The sequence below is a fragment of the Pelomonas sp. SE-A7 genome (assembly GCF_030345705.1).
In the GTDB taxonomy this organism is placed as follows: Bacteria; Pseudomonadota; Gammaproteobacteria; order Burkholderiales; family Burkholderiaceae_C; genus JAUASW01.
In genome coordinates this window covers 606,310-625,096 of record NZ_JAUASW010000001.1, presented here as the reverse complement: position 1 = coordinate 625,096, position 18,787 = coordinate 606,310, and the positions used below count along the sequence as shown (strand labels likewise).

Sequence of the window (18,787 nt, the reverse complement as noted above, 5' to 3'; positions counted from 1 at the left end):
AGATGCGGCATCATAACCGCTCTCGTTATTCATAATTATGAATTCAGAACAGGGCTAGAATCCGCCGCATGTCCGCCGCCACCCACCCATCGAGCGACCCGGCCGCTGCCAAGCAGCTGGCCCCGCGCGCCCTCTACCAGGAGGTGGCCGAGCGGCTGCGCCAGCTGATCTTCGGCCGCCAGCTGGAGCCGGGATCCTGGATCGACGAGCTCAAGCTCTGCGGCGAGCTGGGCATCAGCCGCACGCCCATGCGCGAGGCGCTCAAGGTGCTGGCGGTCGAAGGCCTGGTGACCATGAAGGTGCGCCGCGGTGCCTATGTGACCGAGATGAGCGAGCGCGACGTGCGCGAGGCTTATCAGCTGCTAGCCCTGCTGGAGAGCGATGCCGCCGCCCGGGTGGCGCAGGCCGGCAGCGACGAGGAACTGGCCGAGCTGCAGGCCATCCACGACCAGCTTGAAAAGGCGGTGCGGCAGCGCGATGCCTTCTTCGCCGCCAACGAGCGCTTCCACTTGCGACTGCTGGAGATCGAGAACAACCGCTGGCGCCAGCAGATGGTCAACGACCTGCGCCGCGTGATGAAGCTGAACCGCCACCATTCGCTGTTCAAGCAGGGCCGACTGGCCGAATCGCTGGCCGAGCATCGCGAGCTGATGACCGCCCTCGCCCGCCGCGACGGCACAGGCGCGGCCAAGCTGATGCGCCAGCATTTCGAGAACGGCCTGGCGGCCGCGACCGCCAAGGCCTGATCGATCAGTCGCGCCAGACCTGGTTCAGGGCCTCGATCGCCTCGGCGATCGGATAGTGGTGATTGCCGACGAACAGGCCGGACTGGTCCAGGTATTCGGCGTTCTTGAGCCTGCCATGGACCTCGTGGTCGAAGTACTGGACCACCGTGTTCTTGGCGAAGTTGCCCGCCACGATGGGCCGGCATTCAAAGCCCGCGTTCTGCAGCACGGCCACCAGCTCGCGCCGGTCGCGCCCGGCGTCGGGCCTGATCATCAGGCTGAAGCCGAACCAGCTGCTCTGGCCGCATTCGCGCTGGATGGCCAGGCGCGGATGGTCGGCCATCGCTTCCTGCAGCGCGCGGCCGTTGGCGCGCCGTGCGTCGATCAGGCCCGGCAGACGCTTGACCTGCTCTATGCCCAGCGCGCCCGACAGCTCCAGCGGCCGAAGGTTGTAGCCTGGCAGCACGAAGCGGAACGATTCCTCGAACGGGTCGTCGCTCTTGGTGCCGCAGACATGGTTGAGCTTGGGCAGGTTGCGCGTCCAGCCATGGGCACGCAGCGACAGCATCACGTGGTACAGCTCCTCGTCGTCGGTGACGACCATGCCGCCTTCCATTGTCGAGATGTGGTGCGAGAAGAAGCTGCTGTAGCTGCCCATCACGCCGAAGGTGCCGGCCTGGCGCCCCTGGTAGGTGGCGCCCATGGACTCGCAGTTGTCCTCGATCAGCACGATGTCGCGGCCCGCCGTCAGCGCCGCGATGGCGCCGAAGTCATTGGGATTGCCGAGCAGGTTGACCGCCATGATGGCGCGGGTACGCGGCCCAATGGCCGAGGCCAGCGCCTCTAGGTCGTAGTTCAGCGTGTCCAGGTCGATGTCGACGAACTTCAGGCGCAGGCCGTACTGGTGCAGCGGGTAGTAGGTGGTCGGCCAGGACACGGCCGGGACGATGATCTCGTCGCCGGCCTTCAGGCGCAGCTTGTCGTTCTTCGTATAGAACAGCGCGGCCGTCATCAGGAGGTTGGCCGACGAGCCCGAATTGACCATCACGCAATAGCGGCTGCCGGTGTAGGCGGCGAAATCACGCTCGAACTGGGCCACCTTGGGGCCCATGGTGAACATGCCGCTGGCAACGACGCCGGCCATGGCGGCATATTCCTCGGCCCCCCAGGACGAGGTGGCGAGCGGGAATCGGTAGGGGCTGCTGCTGCTCATCGCGCGTGCTTCTCCAGGAAATACTCGTAGCAAAGGGCTATGCCTTGCTCCAGCGTGTGGCGCGGGGCCCAGCCCCAGGCGGTTTGTCGCGAGATGTCGACCAGCTTCTGCTTCATGCCGACCGGTCGGTCCAGGTCATGAACGAAACGGCCCTGCCAGCCGACCACCTTGGCCACCGCCGCGTAGTACTCGTTGATCGTGTGGTCGTGGCCCAGGCCTATGTTCATCAGCTCGGGCGCCGAGCCGCCCTGCTCCACGTGCCGGGCCACGGCATCGGCCAGGTCGGCGGCATACATGAACTCGCGCCGGGCCGTGCCGTCGCCCCAGATCTCGACGGTCTCGGCTCCTTCGGCCTTGGCTTCGTGGATCTTGCGGATCACGGCCGGAATCAGGTGGGAATGGGCCGGGTCGAACTTGTCGTGGCGGCCGTAGAGATTGCAGGGCAGCAGGGTCTTGTAGTCGAGAGCGGGCTCCTCGCGCCGCAGGTACTGGCACAGCCGGGCCGCGTAGATCTTTGCGATCGCGTAGCCCTCGTTGGTCGGCTCCAGTTCGCCGTCCAGCACCTGCTCCTCGCGCAGCGGATTGCTGCCGTGGCGCGGATACATGCAGGAGCTGCCCAGGTTGATCAGGCGTCCGACGCCGGCCGCCCGCGCCGCCAGGATCACGTTGCGGCCCATGTCCACGTTGCGGACCAGGAAGTCCACCGGACGGGCGATATTGGCCTGGATGCCGCCGACCAGGCCGGCGGCATGGATCACCACATCGGGCCGGGTCTCGCGCAGAAAGGCCTCGACCGCCTCGTAGCTCTCCAGGTCCAGCTCGGCCCGGCCGGGCGCGATCAGCTGCCACTGCGCCGCCGCCGGATGCTCGGCGATATTGCGGCCCACCATGCCGGCGCCGCCGCTGACGAAGACGCGCAGGGCAGCCCTCATTCGACCGACACCGGCAGCTCGTAGCCATGGCTCTTCAGCAGCGCATGGCGCATGGCCTGGTCCAGGTCGCCGGCCACCATTTCCTTGACCATCTCGGCCAGGGTGATCTCGGGCGTCCAGCCCAGCTTTTCCTTGGCCTTGCTCGGGTCGCCCAGCAGGGTCTCGACCTCGGTCGGGCGGAAGTAGCGCGGATCGACCCGCACGATCACGTCGCCGACCTTGAGCGCGGGCGCCTTGGCCGGGTCCTCGATGCTGGTGACGGTGCCCACCTCCTCGACGCCCTGGCCCTGGAAGCGCAGGCCCAGGCCCAGCTCGCGCGCCGTCATCAGGATGAACTCGCGCACGCTGTGCTGCACGCCGGTGGCAATGACGAAGTCGTCGGGCTGCTCCTGCTGCAGCATCAGCCACTGCATGCGCACATAGTCCTTGGCATGGCCCCAGTCGCGCAGCGCGTCCATATTGCCTACGAACAGGCATTGCTCCAGGCCCTGGGCGATGTTGCTGAGGCCGCGGGTGATCTTGCGGGTCACGAAGGTCTCGCCGCGGCGCGGGCTCTCGTGGTTGAACAGGATGCCGTTGCAGGCATACATGCCATAGGCCTCGCGGTAATTCACCGTGATCCAGTAGGCATAGAGCTTGGCCACCGCATAGGGGCTGCGCGGATAGAAAGGCGTGGTCTCGCGCTGCGGCACTTCCTGCACCAGGCCGTAGAGCTCGCTGGTGCTGGCCTGGTAGAAGCGCGTCTTCTTTTCCAGGCCGAGGATGCGGATCGCCTCCAGCAGGCGCAGCGTGCCCATGGCGTCGGCATCGGCCGTGTACTCGGGCGATTCGAAGCTGACCGCCACATGGCTCTGGGCGCCCAGGTTGTAGATCTCGTCCGGCTGCACTTCCTGGACTATGCGTATCAGGTTGCTGGTGTCGGTCAGGTCGCCGTAGTGCAGGTGGAAGCTGGCGCCTTCTTCGTGCGGGTCCTGGAAGATGTGGTCGATGCGAGCCGTGTTGAACGAGGAGGCGCGGCGCTTGATGCCGTGGACCTGGTAGCCCTTTTCGAGCAGGAACTCGGCCAGGTAGGAGCCATCCTGGCCGGTCACGCCGGTGATCAGGGCCACCTTGGGTTGGGACTTGTTGTCATTGCTCATCATTGGTCCTTTGCAGCCAGGGCGCGCCGCTCATGCAGCCACGGCCCTCACCACATATTGCAAGGGCAGCGCATCGCGCACCGCCCCTTCGGGATCGCGGCCCATGGCCTGGGCCATCTGGCGTATCGCGTTCAGCACCGGCTCGCGGCACGGCTCGTCGAAGATACGCGGAATACCGCCCTCCACCCGCAGGCCAGCCTGCTGGAACATCTCGAACAGGGTCACGCGGGTGAACCAGCGCAGATGCGTGCGGTCCAGCAGGCCACCCGACTCGTAGCGGAAGTCGCCCACCGACAGCCGCCCCTGCAGGCTCCAATGCTGGGCGTTGGGAATGCTGGCGACGACGCTGCCGCCCGGCGGCAGGATGGCGCGGATGCGGCGAAGCACGGCCCAGGGGTCGCGCAGATGCTCCAGGACATCACCGAAGACCCAGCAGTCGCGGTCGGCGTACTGGTTGAACAGCGCGTCCTCGCAGCTTTCCAGGTCCAGGGCCCGCACGCCGTCGCAGAAACGCGCAGCGATCTCGGCGGCCTTGGGGTCCAGCTCGATGCCCAGGTAGTGGACGCCGGGCCGGCTGCTCTTGACCGCATGCGCCAGGGCGCCGGTGCTGCAACCCACTTCGACGATGGCCTTGGCCGAATCGGGAATCAGGGTCAGGAGGTCAGGGTTGTGGCCGGTCGGCGGCGCCAGCTTGGCCTGCTTGGCCGCCACCTCGGCGAACCACTCGTCCAGGTTGTAGCTGCCGGTGGCCGTGCTCGTGCCCTTGCCGATGTGATCGACGTAGACCTTCTTGGTGCCCATCAGCACATCGTTGCCGCACCAGTCCAGGTGGCGCAGCAGGCCCGACTTGCCGGCATCGTGCAGGGCCAGCATCGGTGCAGTCATCGGCGCCCCGTGCTTGATCGGCATCGGCCACTGCCGCATCACCTCGGCATTGCAGAGCATGCAGGGCGGATGCAGATAGGGCACGGCGCCATAGGCATAGGGAATGTCGAAGCCCTCGCGGTTCACATAGGCCACGCCGCCGGCGCCGTAGTCGCCCGGCTGCAGTGCCTCGGCCAGCGCCTCGAGGAAGCCTTCGCGCAGGATGACGATGTCGGTGTCCAGGAACAGCACCCGGCCGTTCAGGCCCAGGTTCTGGATCGCCCAGGCCATGCCGGGACCATGGTGGATGTTGTAGCCCATCGCATGCAGTTGCACGCCCTCGACGCAGGCTGCGGCCGCTCGGATCGCCTCGGCATGCTCGGGCGTGGAGCCGTCCACCACATGGACCGGGTTCGGATAGAAGCGGCGCAGCGAGACCAGCAGGCCCTTGAGCAGCTCGGGCGCGTTGTACGAGACCGTGACGATGGGAATCTGGTGGATCGGGTTCATTGGCCCTGTCCTTCCGTCTCGACCTGGCCGACCACCCGGGCCGGGTTGCCCGCCACGATGCTCATCGGTGGCGCCTCGAAGCCCGGAATCAGCACGGCGCCGGCCGCGATCACGCAGCCGCGCCCCAGCTTGACGCCCTTGAGCACCGTGACCCGCGAGCCTATGAAGACCTCGTCGCCGATCTCGACCGCCGCCGGCCGCGGATCGGGAGAGCGGCGGTGCGGCAGGCGCAGGTCATGCGAGTTGCTGTCCATCACATGGAGTTCCGGCCCGACCAGCACATTGGCGCCGAAACGGATGCTGGCGCCCTCAGAGATCAGCACGCAGCGGTTGTTGAACACACAGCCCGGACCGACCTCGATCAGCGACTCCGGCGTGCGCGCTTCTATATAGGTACAGGCATAGGCACCCGGCGAGCGCGGCACGCCGAAGACGGCGCTGCCGTCGATGCGGATCCGGCCCTGGCCCTTGAACTGGGTCGGCGCCAGCAGGTTGAGCGTGCGGGCGCCCTCGCCGCTCAGCTCGATACGGCCCCGGTCCGAGGTGTGGAAGAAATAGTGGATCAACAGGCCGCGGACCCAGGTCTCCAGCTCCAGCGGCGGATTGGCGGCGAGGCGCTGGCGCAGGCGTTCGATCAGCTTCTGCATGGCGGGCTCAGAACTTGTGCAGGCTCAGGAAGTCCTGCCAGACCGGCAGGAACTCGTCCTCGGCTCCGGGCACGCCGTCGCGCATCCGGATCAGCACCGGCAGCAGCGGCTGCATGTCCGGCTCGGCCGCATAGCGCTGCTGCACCGCCAGGGCAATGCCGTCATAGCACTGGCGGGCATGGGCTTCGCCGAGCTGGCCGATGCGCCTGGCGCCCACGGCCAGGGCCGCGTAGCCCAGGTGGGCCGCCTTCATGTGCTTGCCGTAGAGCTGGTTGGAATGGCCCTCGCCACCGGTGCGGAAATGGCCCAGGCGGTCCTGCACATAGGCCACCGGCCCCTGCAGGCTGGCGGCCAGGAAGGCGCCCAGGTCCCACAGGCCGGCATAGGACACGCCGCCGAAGTCGGGCTTGAACAGCAGGGCGGCGCTGCGCGGGTTCATCACGCAATTGGAGAACTCGCCGAACCAGTTCTGGCATTGGGGGATGGTGGTCGTGAACATCGCCCCGGCGTCCAGCGAGACGATGCGGCTCATCGATTGGACGATGCCGGCCGGGATGGGCATGCCCTCGATGGGCTGGCCCCGTTCATTGGAAGTCCAGCGTGCGCTGATGCTGCACGAAAAAGCCCCGGCGCCATGAACCGCCCGGTGCGTGGCATAGAAGTCGGGGTAGATGACGTCGTCGTCCAGCAGCAGATGCACCAGCTCGGTGCTGCTGTCCCAGAGCTTGAGCAGATGCAGGAAGTTCTCGTAGGCGCCCGCCTGGGGCCCCCGATGGATCTCGATAGGCAGCCGCTCGCGCGCCACGGCCATGGCCGGCGAACTCAGTATTTCCCCGAACTCTCCGTTCGGGCTGTCGTCCGAAACGATGATGCGGCCGGGCTTGTGCGTCTGAGTGACCAGGCTGGTCATCAGCTCGACCATGTACTTGGTCTTGTAGGCGGGAATCAGCGTGGTGATCTGCATGGGCGGCCAGGCCGGTCCCAATTCCGGCGCAGCGTGATTTAACTCTCAGTTTCTGGCCCCTCATGCGAAAAACAGCCAAGTTTTGCGCCATCTTTTGCAAACTTTGCTTGCGGCCCCCGCCCCTAGCATGGACAGACCCTGCAACCGGTCCGTCCTTCGCCCTGAATTGCCCATTCTTATAGCAGCGGCGTACGGTTTTGCTGGGGGTCGTCCTTTATGCTCAAGTTCCGGGCATGGGGGCCGAAAACCGAATGAAGCGGGAAGGCTCGCTGTGCAAGCTATTGCGCAAACGGCCGTCCCAAATGAAGACAGGGCGCATGACCAGGCGCCGATGAGATACGCGTCGAAGATGCCATCCCCGGGTGGCAATTCAACAATGAACCAAGTGAGTTAAAGATGGCCTCAATCATTACCAGCCTCTCGACTGCTCAGATCGCCACCCTGTCGACGAGCACTTTGAGCAAGCTGACGACGGAAGACTGGGCAGCCTTCAACTCCGACCAGATTGCGGCGCTGACCACCAACCAGGTCCGCACGCTCGGAACCTTCGCGATCACCTCGCTGTCCAGCGACCAGATCGCCAAGTTCCAGACCGAAGACCTGCGGGTTCTCAGTTCGACCGCCCTGCGTGCCATCAGCACCGACAAGCTCGGCGCGCTGAATTCCGACCAGTTCGGCGCCCTGACCACCAGCCAGGTGTCCTCGCTGACGACGTCGCAGATCAGCGGCCTCAACACCGACGACCTCAATTCGCTGAACAGCGACCAGTTCAAGTCCTTCGGCTCGGCCCAGATGACGGGCCTGACGACCGACCAGATCGCCAAGCTGGAAACCGATGACCTGCGGGCCCTGAATACCGGCGCGCTGCGCGCCCTGCGCACCGACCAGCTCGGCGCCCTGGGCTCCGACCAGATCGCCTCGCTGACCACGGCCCAGGTCGTATCGCTGACGACCGGCCAGTTGGCCAATCTGACCACCGACGACCTGAATGCGCTGACCAGCGACCAGTTCAAGACCCTGGGCTCGGCCCAGGTGGCCGGTCTGGGCACCGACCAGATCAAGGCCTTGCAGACCGACGACCTGGCGGCGCTCAACAGCGCTGCGGTCAAGGGGCTGACGTCCGCCCAGATCGCTGCATTGCGAACGGACGAAATCACGGCGATGGGAACGGCCCAGTTCAATGCACTGGGATCGGCCCAGGTGGCGGGCCTCAGGACCGACCAGATTGCCAAGCTCGAAACCGACGACCTGCGCGCGCTCAACACGAGCGCGCTTCGTGCTTTGAGCAGCGACCAATTCGCCGCCCTGACCTCGGACCAGACCGCGGTGCTGACCACCGCCCAGGTGGTGGCCCTGACCACCGGCCAGATCGCGGCCATGGCCAGCGATGACCTGAACGCCTTCACGACCGACCAGTTCAAGATCCTGACCTCGACGCAGGTCGGTGCCATCACGACGGACCAGGTGGCCAAGCTGCAGTCCGACGACCTGGCCGCCATCTCCACCGCCGGCATCAAGGGCCTGACATCGGCCCAGATCGCTGCACTGACCACCGACGAAGTGGTGGCCCTGGCCACGCAGCAGGTGGCGGCTCTGGGCTCGGCCCAGGTGGCCGGCCTGCGCACCGACCAGATGGGCAAGCTGGAAACCGACGACCTGCGGGCCATCGGCACGGCCGCCCTGCGCTCGCTGTCGACCGACCAGCTCGGCGCCCTGGGTTCCGACCAGATCGGCAGCCTGACCACGGCCCAGGTCAACGCCCTGAGCTCGACCCAGATCCAGGGCCTGGTCAGCGATGATCTGAACGCCTTCACGACCGACCAGTTCAAGTCCATGGGCTCGTCGACCATCGGCGCCCTGACCACGGACCAGGTCAAGACCATGCAGACGGCCGATCTGGCCGCCGTCTCCACGGCCGGCGTGCGCGGCCTGACTTCGGCCCAGGTCGAGGCGATGACGACCGACGAGATCCAAGCCATGAGCACGGCCCAGTTCGCGGCCATGACCTCGGCCCAGCTGAGCGGCCTGCGCACCGACCAGATCATCAAGCTCGAAAGCGATGACCTGCGCGCCATCAACACCGGCGCCCTGTCCAAGCTGAGCTCCGACCAGGTCGCTGCCCTGACCAGTGACCAGGTTGCCTCGTTGACCACCGCCCAGATCGCGGCCCTGGCCACCACGCCGGTCAACCAGCTCGGTGCCTTCTCGACCGACGACATCCGCGCGCTGACCACGGCCCAGGCCGCGGCGCTGACCTCGGCCCAGATCAAGGCCCTCGGCACCGACCAGGTCGCCAAGCTCGAGACCGACGACCTGCGCGCCATCAATACCGGCACCATCAAGGCCCTCGGCACCGACCAGCTGGCGGCCCTGAACTCCGACCAGATGGGCGCGCTGAGCACGGCCCAGGTGGTCTCGCTGACCACCACCCAGGTGGCCGGCCTCAACAGCGATGACCTGAACGCCCTGGTGACCGACCAGGTCAAGGTCCTGACCTCGACCCAGATCGGCGCCCTGACGACCGACCAGCTCAAGACCATGACCACGGACGACGTGGCCGCAATCTCCACCGCTGGTATCAAGGGCCTGAACTCGGCCCAGCTGGCTGCACTGACGACCGACGAAGTCGTGGGTCTGAGCACCCAGCAGATGGCCGCCCTGGGCAGCGCCCAGGTGCAGGGCCTGCGTACCGACCAGATGGCCAAGCTGGAAACCGATGACCTGCGCGCGCTGAATACCTCGGCGCTGCGGGCTCTCGGCAGCGACCAGCTCGGCGCCCTCACCAGTGACCAGCTGGCCGCGATGACCACGGCCCAGGTCAATTCGCTGACCTCGACCCAGATCAAGGGCCTGGCCTCCGACGACCTGAACGCCTTCACCAGCGACCAGTTCAAGGCGATGGCCTCGTCCACCGTCGCGTCGCTGAGCACCGATCAGATCGCCAAGCTGCAGACCGACGACCTGGCGGCCATCTCGACCGCCGGCGTGCGTGGCTTCGGCTCCGACCAGATCGCCGCCCTGACCACCGACGAAATCGTGGCCATGACCACGGCCCAGTTCGCCGCCCTGACCTCGGGCCAGGTGGCAGGCCTGCGCACCGACCAGATCATCAAGCTGGAGAGCGACGACCTGCGTGCGCTGAGCACCGGCGCCCTGTCCAAGCTGACGTCGGACCAGACGGCCGCGCTGACCAGCGACCAGGTCGCTGCGCTGACCACCGCTCAGGTGGCGGCCCTGGCCACCACGCCGGTCAACCAGATCGGCTCGTTCTCGACCGACGACATCAAGGCCCTGACCACGGCCCAGGCCGCGGCACTGACCTCGGCCCAGATCAAGGGCCTGGCCACCGACCAGGTGGCCAAGTTCGAGACCGATGACCTGCGTGCCATCAGCACCGGCGCCATCAAGGCCTTCGCCACCGACCAGCTGGCCGCCCTGAATTCCGACCAGATCGGCGCCCTGACCACGGCCCAGGTCGTGTCGCTGGGCACGGCCCAGGTGGCCGGCCTGAATACCGACGACCTGAACGCCCTGGTGACCGACCAGTTCAAGGTCCTCACCTCGGCCCAGGTCGGCGCGCTGACGACCGACCAGGTCAAGGCCCTGCAGACCGACGACCTCGCGGCGATCTCCACCGCCGGCGTCAAGGGCTTCGGCTCGGCCCAGGTCGCGGCCATGACGACGGACGAGATCCGCGCCATGACCACGGCCCAGTTCGCCGCCATGGGCAGCACCCAGGTTGCCGGCCTGCGCACCGACCAGATGGCCAAGCTGGAGACCGACGACCTGCGCGCCATCAACACCGGCGCCCTGCGTTCGCTGGGCACCGACCAGCTCGGCGCCCTGGGTTCCGACCAGTTGGCGGCGATGAGCACGACCCAGGTCAACGCCCTGACCTCGACCCAGATCCAGGGTCTGGTCAGCGATGACCTGAACGCCTTCACGACCGACCAGTTCAAGAACATGAGTTCCGGTCAGATCGCGGCCATCGCGACCGACCAGATCAAGACCCTGCAGACCGATGACCTGGCAGCCATCTCGACCGCCGGCATCAAGGGCCTGAACTCGGCCCAGATCGCTGCACTGACCACGGACGAAGTCGTGGCCATGGGCACGGCCCAGTTCGCCGCGCTGAGTTCCGCCCAGGTGGCGGGCCTGCGCACCGACCAGATGGCCAAGCTGGAGACCGATGACCTGCGCGCCATCGGCACCGGCACCCTGCGTTCGCTGGGCACCGACCAGCTCGGCGCGCTGGGTTCCGACCAGTTGGCCGCGATGACCACGACCCAGGTCAACGCCCTGACCTCGACCCAGATCCAGGGTCTGGTCAGCGACGACCTGAACGCCTTCACGACCGACCAGTTCAAGAACATGAGCTCGGGTCAGATCGCGGCCATCGCGACCGACCAGATCGTCAAGATGCAGACCGACGACCTGGCGGCGATCTCGAGCGCCGGCGTCAAGGGCTTGAGCTCGACCCAGGTCGCTGCGCTGACCACGGACGAAGTCGTGGCCATGACCACGGCCCAGTTCGCCGCCATGGGTTCTGCCCAGTTGGCGGGCCTGCGCACCGACCAGATCATCAAGCTCGAAAGCGATGACCTGCGCGCCATCAACACGGCCGTGCTGTCCAAGCTCAGCTCCGACCAGATCGCCGCGCTGACCAGCGACCAGGTCTCCCAGCTGACCACCGCCCAGGTGGCGGCCCTGGCCACCACGCCGGCCAACCAGCTCGGCGCCTTCTCGACCGACGACATCAAGGCCCTGACCACGGCCCAGGCCGCCGCGCTGACCAGCTCGCAGATCAAGGGCCTGGGCACCGACCAGGTCGCCAAGCTGGAGACCGACGACCTGCGGGCCATCAGCACGGCTTCGGTCAAGGCCTTCGGCACCGACCAACTGGCCGCCCTGAACTCCGACCAGATCGGTTCCCTGACCACGGCCCAGGTCGTGTCGCTGACCACGGCCCAGGTGGCCGGCCTGAACAGCGACGACCTGAACGCCCTGGTCAGCGACCAGGTCCGTTCCCTGACCTCGACCCAGATCGGTGCGCTGACGACCGACCAGGTCAAGACCATGCAGACCGATGACGTGGCGGCCATCTCGACTGCCGGCATCAAGGGCCTGAACTCGGCCCAGGTCACGGCCATGACCACGGATGAGATCGTGGCCATGACCACGGCCCAGTACGCCGCCATGGGCAGCGCCCAGGTGGCCGGACTGCGCACCGACCAGATGGCCAAGCTGGAAACCGACGACCTGCGTGCCCTCAACACCGGCGCCCTGCGTGCGCTGGGTACCGACCAGCTCGGCGCCCTGGGCTCCGACCAGCTGGCCGCGATGACCACGACCCAGGTCAACGCCCTGACCTCGACCCAGATCCAGGGCCTGGTCAGCGACGACCTGAACGCCTTCACGACCGACCAGTTCAAGAACATGAGCTCCGGTCAGATCGCGGCCATCGCGACCGACCAGATCGTCAAGATGCAGACCGACGATGTGGCGGCCATCTCGACCGCCGGCATCAAGGGCCTGAGCTCGGCCCAGATCGCCGCGCTGACGACCGACGAGGTCGTCGCCATGGGCACGGCCCAGTTCGCCACGCTGAGCACCGCCCAGGTCCAGGGCCTGCGCACCGACCAGATCATCAAGCTGGAGAGCGACGACCTGCGTGCCATCAGCACCAGTTCGCTGTCCAAGATGTCGTCCGATCAGGTGGCGGCACTGACCAGCGACCAGGTGTCCCAGCTGACCACCGCCCAGGTGGCGGCCCTGGCCACCACGCCGGCCAACCAGCTCGGCGCCTTCTCGACCGACGACATCAAGGCACTGACCACGGCGCAAGCCGCGGCGCTGACCAGCTCGCAGATCAAGGGCCTGTCGACCGACCAGGTCGCCAAGCTCGAGACCGACGACCTGCGTGCCATCAGCACGGTGGCGGTCAAGGCCTTCGGCACCGACCAGCTCGCCGCGCTGAATTCCGACCAGATCGGCGCCCTGACCACGGGCCAGGTCGTGTCGCTGACCACGGCCCAGGTGGCCGGTCTGAACAGCGATGACCTGCGTGCCCTGGTGACCGACCAATTCAAGGTCCTGACCTCGGCCCAGATCGGCGCGCTGACGACCGACCAGGTCAAAGCCATGGCCACGGACGACCTGGCGGCCATCTCGACCGCGGGCGTCAAGGGCCTGAACTCGGCCCAGATCGCCGCCATGACCACGGATGAGGTGGTGGCCCTGAGCACGGCCCAGGTCAACACCCTGGGCTCGGCCCAGGTGGCCGGCCTGCGCACTGACCAGATGGCCAAGCTGGAGACCGATGACCTGCGGGCCATCGGCACCGGTGCTCTGCGTGCGCTGGGCAGCGACCAGCTCGGCGCGCTGACCTCGGATCAGCTGGCCTCGATGACCACGATCCAGGTCAACTCGCTGACCTCGTCGCAGATCCAGGGCCTGGCCACGGACAAGCTGAACGCGTTCAACACCGATCAGTTCAAGGCCATGGCCTCGGCCACGGTGGCCGCGATGACCACCGACCAGGTCAAGTCGCTGCAGACCGATGACCTGGCCGTGCTGTCCACTGCCGGCATCCGCGGCTTCAGCACCGCCCAGATCGAGGCGCTGACGACCGACGAGGTCAAGGCGCTGACGACCGCGCAGTTCGCCGCCCTGGGCACCAACCAGGTGGCCGGCCTGCGCACCGACCAGATCATCAAGATCGAGAGCGACGACCTGCGTGCCATCAGCACCGCAGCCCTTGCCAAGTTCAACACCGACCAGTTCGCCGCGCTGACCAGCGACCAGGTCTCGCAGCTGACCACCGCCCAGGTGGCCGGCCTGGCCACGACGCCGGCCAACCAGCTCGGGGCCCTGTCCACCGACGACGTGCGCGCACTGACAACGGCCCAGGCCGCGGCGCTGACCAGCACGCAGATCAAGGGCCTGTCGACCGACCAGGTCGCCAAGCTCGAGACCGATGACCTGCGCGCCATCAGCACCTCGGCGATCAAGGCCTTCGGCACCGACCAGCTGGCGGCACTGAACTCCGACCAGATCGGCGCCCTGACCACGGCCCAGGTCAGCTCGCTGACCACGGCCCAGGTGGCCGGCCTGCAGACCGATGACCTGACGGCGATGACCACGGACCAGTTCAAGGTCCTGAGCTCGGCCCAGGTCGGGGCGCTGACGACCGACCAGATCAAGGCCCTGCAGACCGACGACCTGACGGCCATCACGACCGCCGGCGTCAAGGGCCTGAGCTCGGCGCAGATTGCGGCCATGACCACGGACGAGGTGGTGGCGCTGAACACCGCCCAGGTCAGCAGCCTCGGCTCGGCCCAGGTGCTGGGCCTGCGCACCGACCAGATGGCCAAGCTGGAGACCGATGACCTGCGGGCCATCGCCACCGGCGCCCTGCGCTCGCTGGGCACCGACCAGCTCGGCGCCCTGGGCTCCGACCAGCTGGCCTCCATGACCACGGCCCAGGTCAATGCCCTGACCTCGACCCAGATCCAGGGTCTGGTCAGTGACGACCTGAACGCCTTCACTTCCGACCAGTTCAAGTCCCTGGGCTCCGCCTCGATTGCCGCGCTGACCACCGACCAGGTCAAGACGCTGCAGACGGCCGACCTGGCCGCGGTGTCCACCGCCGGCATCAAGGGCCTGGGCACCGACCAGATCGGCGCGCTGACGACCGACGAGATCGTGGCCCTGGGCACGGCCCAGGTGGCGGCGCTCGGCACCAACCAGGTGGCGGGCCTGAGGACCGACCAGATCGTCAAGTTGGAAAGCGATGACCTGAGGGCGATCAACACGGCGGCCCTGGCCAAGTTCTCCAGCGACCAGTTCGCCGCCCTGACCAGCGACCAGGTCGCGCAGCTGACCACCGCCCAGGTGGCGACGCTGGCGACCACGCCGGTCAACCTGCTCGGCGCCCTGTCGACGGACGACATCCGGGCCCTGACCACGGCCCAGGCCGCGGCGCTGACCAGCTCGCAGGTCAAGGGACTGTCGACCGACCAGATGGCCAAGCTGGAGACCGATGACCTGCGGGCCCTGAACACGACGGCCCTGCGTGCCCTGGGCACCGACCAGCTGGCGGCGCTGAACTCCGACCAGATCGGCGCGCTCACGACGGCCCAGGTCAGCTCGCTGACCACGACCCAGATGGCCGGCCTGCAGAGCGATGACCTGAACGCCCTGGGTTCCGACCAGGTCAAGGTGCTCGGCTCGTCCCAGATCGCCGCGCTGACCACCGACCAGGTCAAGACCATGCAGACCGACGATGTGGCGGCCATCTCGACCGCCGGCATCAAGGGACTGAGCTCGGCCCAGCTCGCGGCCATGACCACCGACGAGGTGGTGGCCCTGAACACGGCCCAGTTCTCGTCGCTCGGCAGCAACCAGATCGTCGGCCTACGGACCGACCAGATGGCCAAGCTGGAGACCGATGACCTGCGTGCCATCAGCACCACCACGCTGCGGGCCCTGACCAGCGACCAGCTCGCCGCCCTGACCACCGACCAGCTCGGCTCGATGACCACGGTCCAGGTGAACACGCTGACCTCGGCGCAGATCCAGGGCCTGGCCACGGACAAGCTGAACGCCTTCACCAGCGATCAGTTCAAGGCCATGGCCTCATCCACGGTCACGGCGCTCAGCACCGACCAGATCAAGGGTCTGCAGACCGATGACCTGGCCGCCCTGTCCACGGCCGGCGTCAAGGGCTTCAGCTCGGCCCAGATCGAGGCCCTGCGCACCGACGAGATCGTGGCCCTGACCACGGCCCAGGTCAGCACGCTGAGCTCGGCCCAGATCGCCGGCCTGCGCACCGACCAGATCATCAAGCTGGAAAGCGATGACCTGCGCTCGCTGAGCACCTCGGCCCTGTCCAAGTTCACGACCGACCAGTTCGCGGCGCTGACCTCCGACCAGATCGGCCAGCTGTCCACGGCCCAGATCGTGTCGCTGACCTCGCAGCAGCTGACCAGCCTGTCGACCGACGACATCAGGGCGCTGACCACGGCCCAGGCCGCGGCCATGACGACGGCCCAGGTCAAGGGCCTGTCCAGCGACCAGATGGCCAAGCTGGAAACCGACGACCTGCGTGCGATCAACACGGCCGCCCTGCGTGGCCTGGGTACCGACCAGCTCGCCGGCCTGACGACCGACCAGCTCTCGGCCCTGACCACGGCCCAGGTGGTCTCGCTGACCAACGCCCAGGTGGCCGGCCTCACGACCGACAAGCTGAACGCCCTCACCAGCGATCAGTTCAAGGCGCTGAGCTCGGGTCAGGTGGGTGGCCTCTCGACCGACCAGGTCAAGGCCCTGCAGACCGACGACCTGGCGGCGATCAACTCGGCGGCCCTGCGCGGCCTGAGTTCGACCCAGATCGGCGTGCTGACCACCGACGAGATCGTGGCCATGAACACGGCCCAGTACGCCTCGCTGACCTCCGCCCAGGTGGCCGGCCTGCGCACGGACCAGATCGCCAAGCTGGAGACCGATGACCTGCGCGCCATCGCCAGCAGCAGCCTGGCCAAGTTCGGCACCGACCAGCTGGGCGCCCTGGGCTCCGACCAGATCGCCTCGCTGACCACGGCCCAGGTCAATGCCCTGACCTCGACCCAGATCCAGGGTCTGGTCAGCGACGACCTGAACGCCTTCACGTCCGATCAGTTCAAGTCCATGACTTCGAACCAGATCGCTGCCATCAGCACCGATCAGGCCAAGGCCCTGCAGACCGACGACCTGGCGGCGATCTCGACCGCCGGACTGCGCGGCATGAGTTCCGATCAGCTCGGCGCCCTGCGCACCGACGAGATCGAGGCCATGACCACGGCCCAGTTCGCTTCGCTGACCACCAACCAGGTGGCCGGCCTGCGCACCGACCAGATCGCCAAGCTGGAGACGGACGACCTGCGTGCCCTGTCGACCGGTGCACTGTCCAAGCTGAGCACCGACCAGTTCGTGGCCTTCAGCTCCGACCAGGTGGCTTCGCTGACCAACGGACAGGTGGCCAGCATCACCTCGGCCCAGGTCACGGCCATGGGTTCGGACGACCTGAACGCCCTGAGCACGGCCCAGTTCGGCGCGCTCACCGCGACCCAGGTGGCGGGCATCAGCAACACGATGATGGCCAAGCTGGAGACCGACGATCTGCGCTCGATCAGCGTGTTCGGTATCCGCGCCCTGGCCACCGATCAGCTGAACTCGCTGACCACCGACCAGGTCAACGCGCTGACCGGCCTGCAGGTCTCGGTGCTCACCAGCACCCAGATCCAGGGTTGGGCGACCGACGATGTCCAGTCGCTGCGCTCCGACCAGGTCGCCTCGCTGACCTCGGCCCAGATCGGCTTCATGAGCAGTGACCAGATCAAGACCTTCTCGACCGATGACATACGTGCCCTGGGTACCAGCGGCATCAAGGGTCTGGCGTCCGAGGATCTGTCGGCACTGAGCTCCGATCAGATCGGGGCGATGACCAGCGCCCAGCTCGGCTCGCTGAGCACGGCCCAGGTCATCGGCATAGGCACGGACGACATCGACAACATCGGCACCGATGCACTGCGCGGCCTCTCGACCGCCGCCCTGCACGCCCTGGGCACCGACCAGTTCCTGGCCTTCACCAGCGACCAGATCGGCTCGTTCACGACGGCGCAGATCACGGCGATCACGACCGATCAGCTGCATGCGATCACGACCGACGAGATCGGCGCGTTCGGCTCGGCCCAGATCGCGGCGTTCAGCTCGACCCAGGTCGGGGCGCTGACGACCGACCAGCTGCGTCGCTTCGACTCGGACGACATCCATGCGCTGACCACGGCCCAGATGGCCGGCATCACGACGGACCAGATCCGCTCGCTGACCACCGACCAGATCGACGGCCTGGATTCGCAGGACATCGCCAAGATGAACATGACGCAGGTGGGCGCCTTCACCTCCGACCAGATCGCCTCGATGGACGGCGGCCAGCTCGATGCGCTGTGGCTCGCCACGCCTATCGTGCTGGATCTGGATGGCAACGGCATCCAGACCCTGTCGGCGGCCCATGGCGTCAGCTTCGACCTGAACGGCACCGGCAACGCCCAGAAGTGGGGCTGGGTCGGCGGCAACGACGGTCTGCTGGTGATGGACCTGAACCACGACGGCAAGGTCGACAGCGGCAAGGAGCTGTTCGGTACCGGCACGGTCCTGGCGAACGGCCAGCATGCAGCCAACGGCTACCAGGCCATGGCCGCCCTGGACGTCAACCACGACGGCAAGCTCGACGTGCTCGATGCCGGCTTCAAGGACCTGAAGGTCTGGGTCGACAAGAACCACGATGGCGTCAGCGATGCCGGCGAGCTGCTCGACCTGTCGTCGCTGGGCATCGTCGAGCTGGACCTGAACGCCAAGGCCGGCACGGCGACCGACAACGGCAACCTGATAGGCCTGGTGTCCGGCTACAAGACCGCCGACGGCAAGACGCACGAGATGGCCGACGTCTGGTTCGCCAAGGACGTCAAGCCCGAGGCTGCGCCTGCCGAGGCCAAGGTCACGGTCCACGACGTGCTGGCACCGCCTCCGGGCAACGTGCTGGGTGAGGCCTCCGCCTCGACCAACTTCGCCCCGCCGGCGCCGCCTGTGCTCAGCCACCTGACGCCGCACAAGCGTCTGGACGACGACGAGCGCCTGCCGCCGCTGATCTGACCCTGAGGTCCGGCCGGGGTTCGCCCCGGCCCCAGCGCCGCCCCGCCACGGTTCACGCCGCGCCGGGGCGGCTTGCCTTATGCTGGGCCGCCCGAAACACGG

At 67.2% G+C, this 18,787-nt stretch carries 8 protein-coding genes; 2 read left to right on the top strand and 6 right to left on the bottom strand.

The window, feature by feature from the left end; all coding sequences use genetic code 11:
• Window positions 1-68: 68 nt before the first annotated feature.
• A complete protein-coding gene (locus QT382_RS02765) occupies window positions 69-746 on the top strand; it encodes a GntR family transcriptional regulator (RefSeq protein ID WP_289252521.1) in 678 nt (225 codons plus the stop codon).
• Window positions 747-750: 4 nt separating this feature from the next.
• Here QT382_RS02765 and QT382_RS02760 read toward each other — a convergent pair whose 3' ends face one another.
• The 6 genes from QT382_RS02760 to QT382_RS02735 are packed head-to-tail and all read right to left on the bottom strand — an operon-like array spanning window position 751 to window position 6,994.
• Entirely contained in the window at window positions 751-1,938 is a 1,188-nt protein-coding gene (locus QT382_RS02760; protein WP_289252520.1) for a DegT/DnrJ/EryC1/StrS family aminotransferase, read from the bottom strand.
• Window positions 1,935-2,870 (bottom strand): GDP-L-fucose synthase family protein, encoded by a 936-nt coding sequence (locus QT382_RS02755; RefSeq protein WP_289252519.1) that lies wholly within the window; start codon window positions 2,868-2,870, stop codon window positions 1,935-1,937. Before QT382_RS02755 ends, QT382_RS02760 begins: the two co-directional genes overlap by 4 nt.
• Window positions 2,867-4,009 carry a GDP-mannose 4,6-dehydratase gene (gmd, locus tag QT382_RS02750; RefSeq protein ID WP_289252518.1) on the bottom strand — a complete coding sequence of 381 codons (1,143 nt, stop codon included), beginning with the start codon at window positions 4,007-4,009 and terminating at the stop codon, window positions 2,867-2,869. Before gmd ends, QT382_RS02755 begins: the two co-directional genes overlap by 4 nt.
• Window positions 4,010-4,039: 30 nt before the next feature.
• On the bottom strand, window positions 4,040-5,383 hold the full coding sequence (locus tag QT382_RS02745) for a bifunctional glycosyltransferase/class I SAM-dependent methyltransferase (RefSeq protein WP_289252517.1): 1,344 nt from the start codon (window positions 5,381-5,383) through the stop codon (window positions 4,040-4,042).
• Entirely contained in the window at window positions 5,380-6,030 is a 651-nt protein-coding gene (locus QT382_RS02740) for an acyltransferase (protein WP_289252516.1), read from the bottom strand. Before QT382_RS02740 ends, QT382_RS02745 begins: the two co-directional genes overlap by 4 nt.
• 7 nt (window positions 6,031-6,037) lie before the next feature.
• Window positions 6,038-6,994 (bottom strand): glycosyltransferase family protein, encoded by a 957-nt coding sequence (locus QT382_RS02735; protein WP_289252515.1) that lies wholly within the window; start codon window positions 6,992-6,994, stop codon window positions 6,038-6,040.
• A 396-nt stretch (window positions 6,995-7,390) separates the two neighbouring features.
• Between QT382_RS02735 and QT382_RS02730 the strand changes: the two genes are divergently transcribed.
• Window positions 7,391-18,685 carry an SPM autocatalytic domain-containing protein gene (locus tag QT382_RS02730; protein ID WP_289252514.1) on the top strand — a complete coding sequence of 3,765 codons (11,295 nt, stop codon included), beginning with the start codon at window positions 7,391-7,393 and terminating at the stop codon, window positions 18,683-18,685.
• The last annotated feature ends 102 nt before the right edge of the window (window positions 18,686-18,787 follow it).

Bases quoted from the DNA above. Each gene is read 5' to 3' on its own strand.
- QT382_RS02760 (WP_289252520.1), bottom strand. From the start codon at position 1,938: ATGAGCAGCAGCAGCCCCTACCGATTCCCGCTCGCCACCTCGTCCTGG.
- QT382_RS02745 (WP_289252517.1), bottom strand. From the start codon at position 5,383: ATGAACCCGATCCACCAGATTCCCATCGTCACGGTCTCGTACAACGCG.
- QT382_RS02755 (WP_289252519.1), bottom strand. From the start codon at position 2,870: ATGAGGGCTGCCCTGCGCGTCTTCGTCAGCGGCGGCGCCGGCATGGTG.
- QT382_RS02740 (WP_289252516.1), bottom strand. From the start codon at position 6,030: ATGCAGAAGCTGATCGAACGCCTGCGCCAGCGCCTCGCCGCCAATCCG.
- QT382_RS02735 (WP_289252515.1), bottom strand. From the start codon at position 6,994: ATGCAGATCACCACGCTGATTCCCGCCTACAAGACCAAGTACATGGTC.
- gmd (WP_289252518.1), bottom strand. From the start codon at position 4,009: ATGAGCAATGACAACAAGTCCCAACCCAAGGTGGCCCTGATCACCGGC.
- QT382_RS02765 (WP_289252521.1), top strand. From the start codon at position 69: ATGTCCGCCGCCACCCACCCATCGAGCGACCCGGCCGCTGCCAAGCAG.
- QT382_RS02730 (WP_289252514.1), top strand. From the start codon at position 7,391: ATGGCCTCAATCATTACCAGCCTCTCGACTGCTCAGATCGCCACCCTG.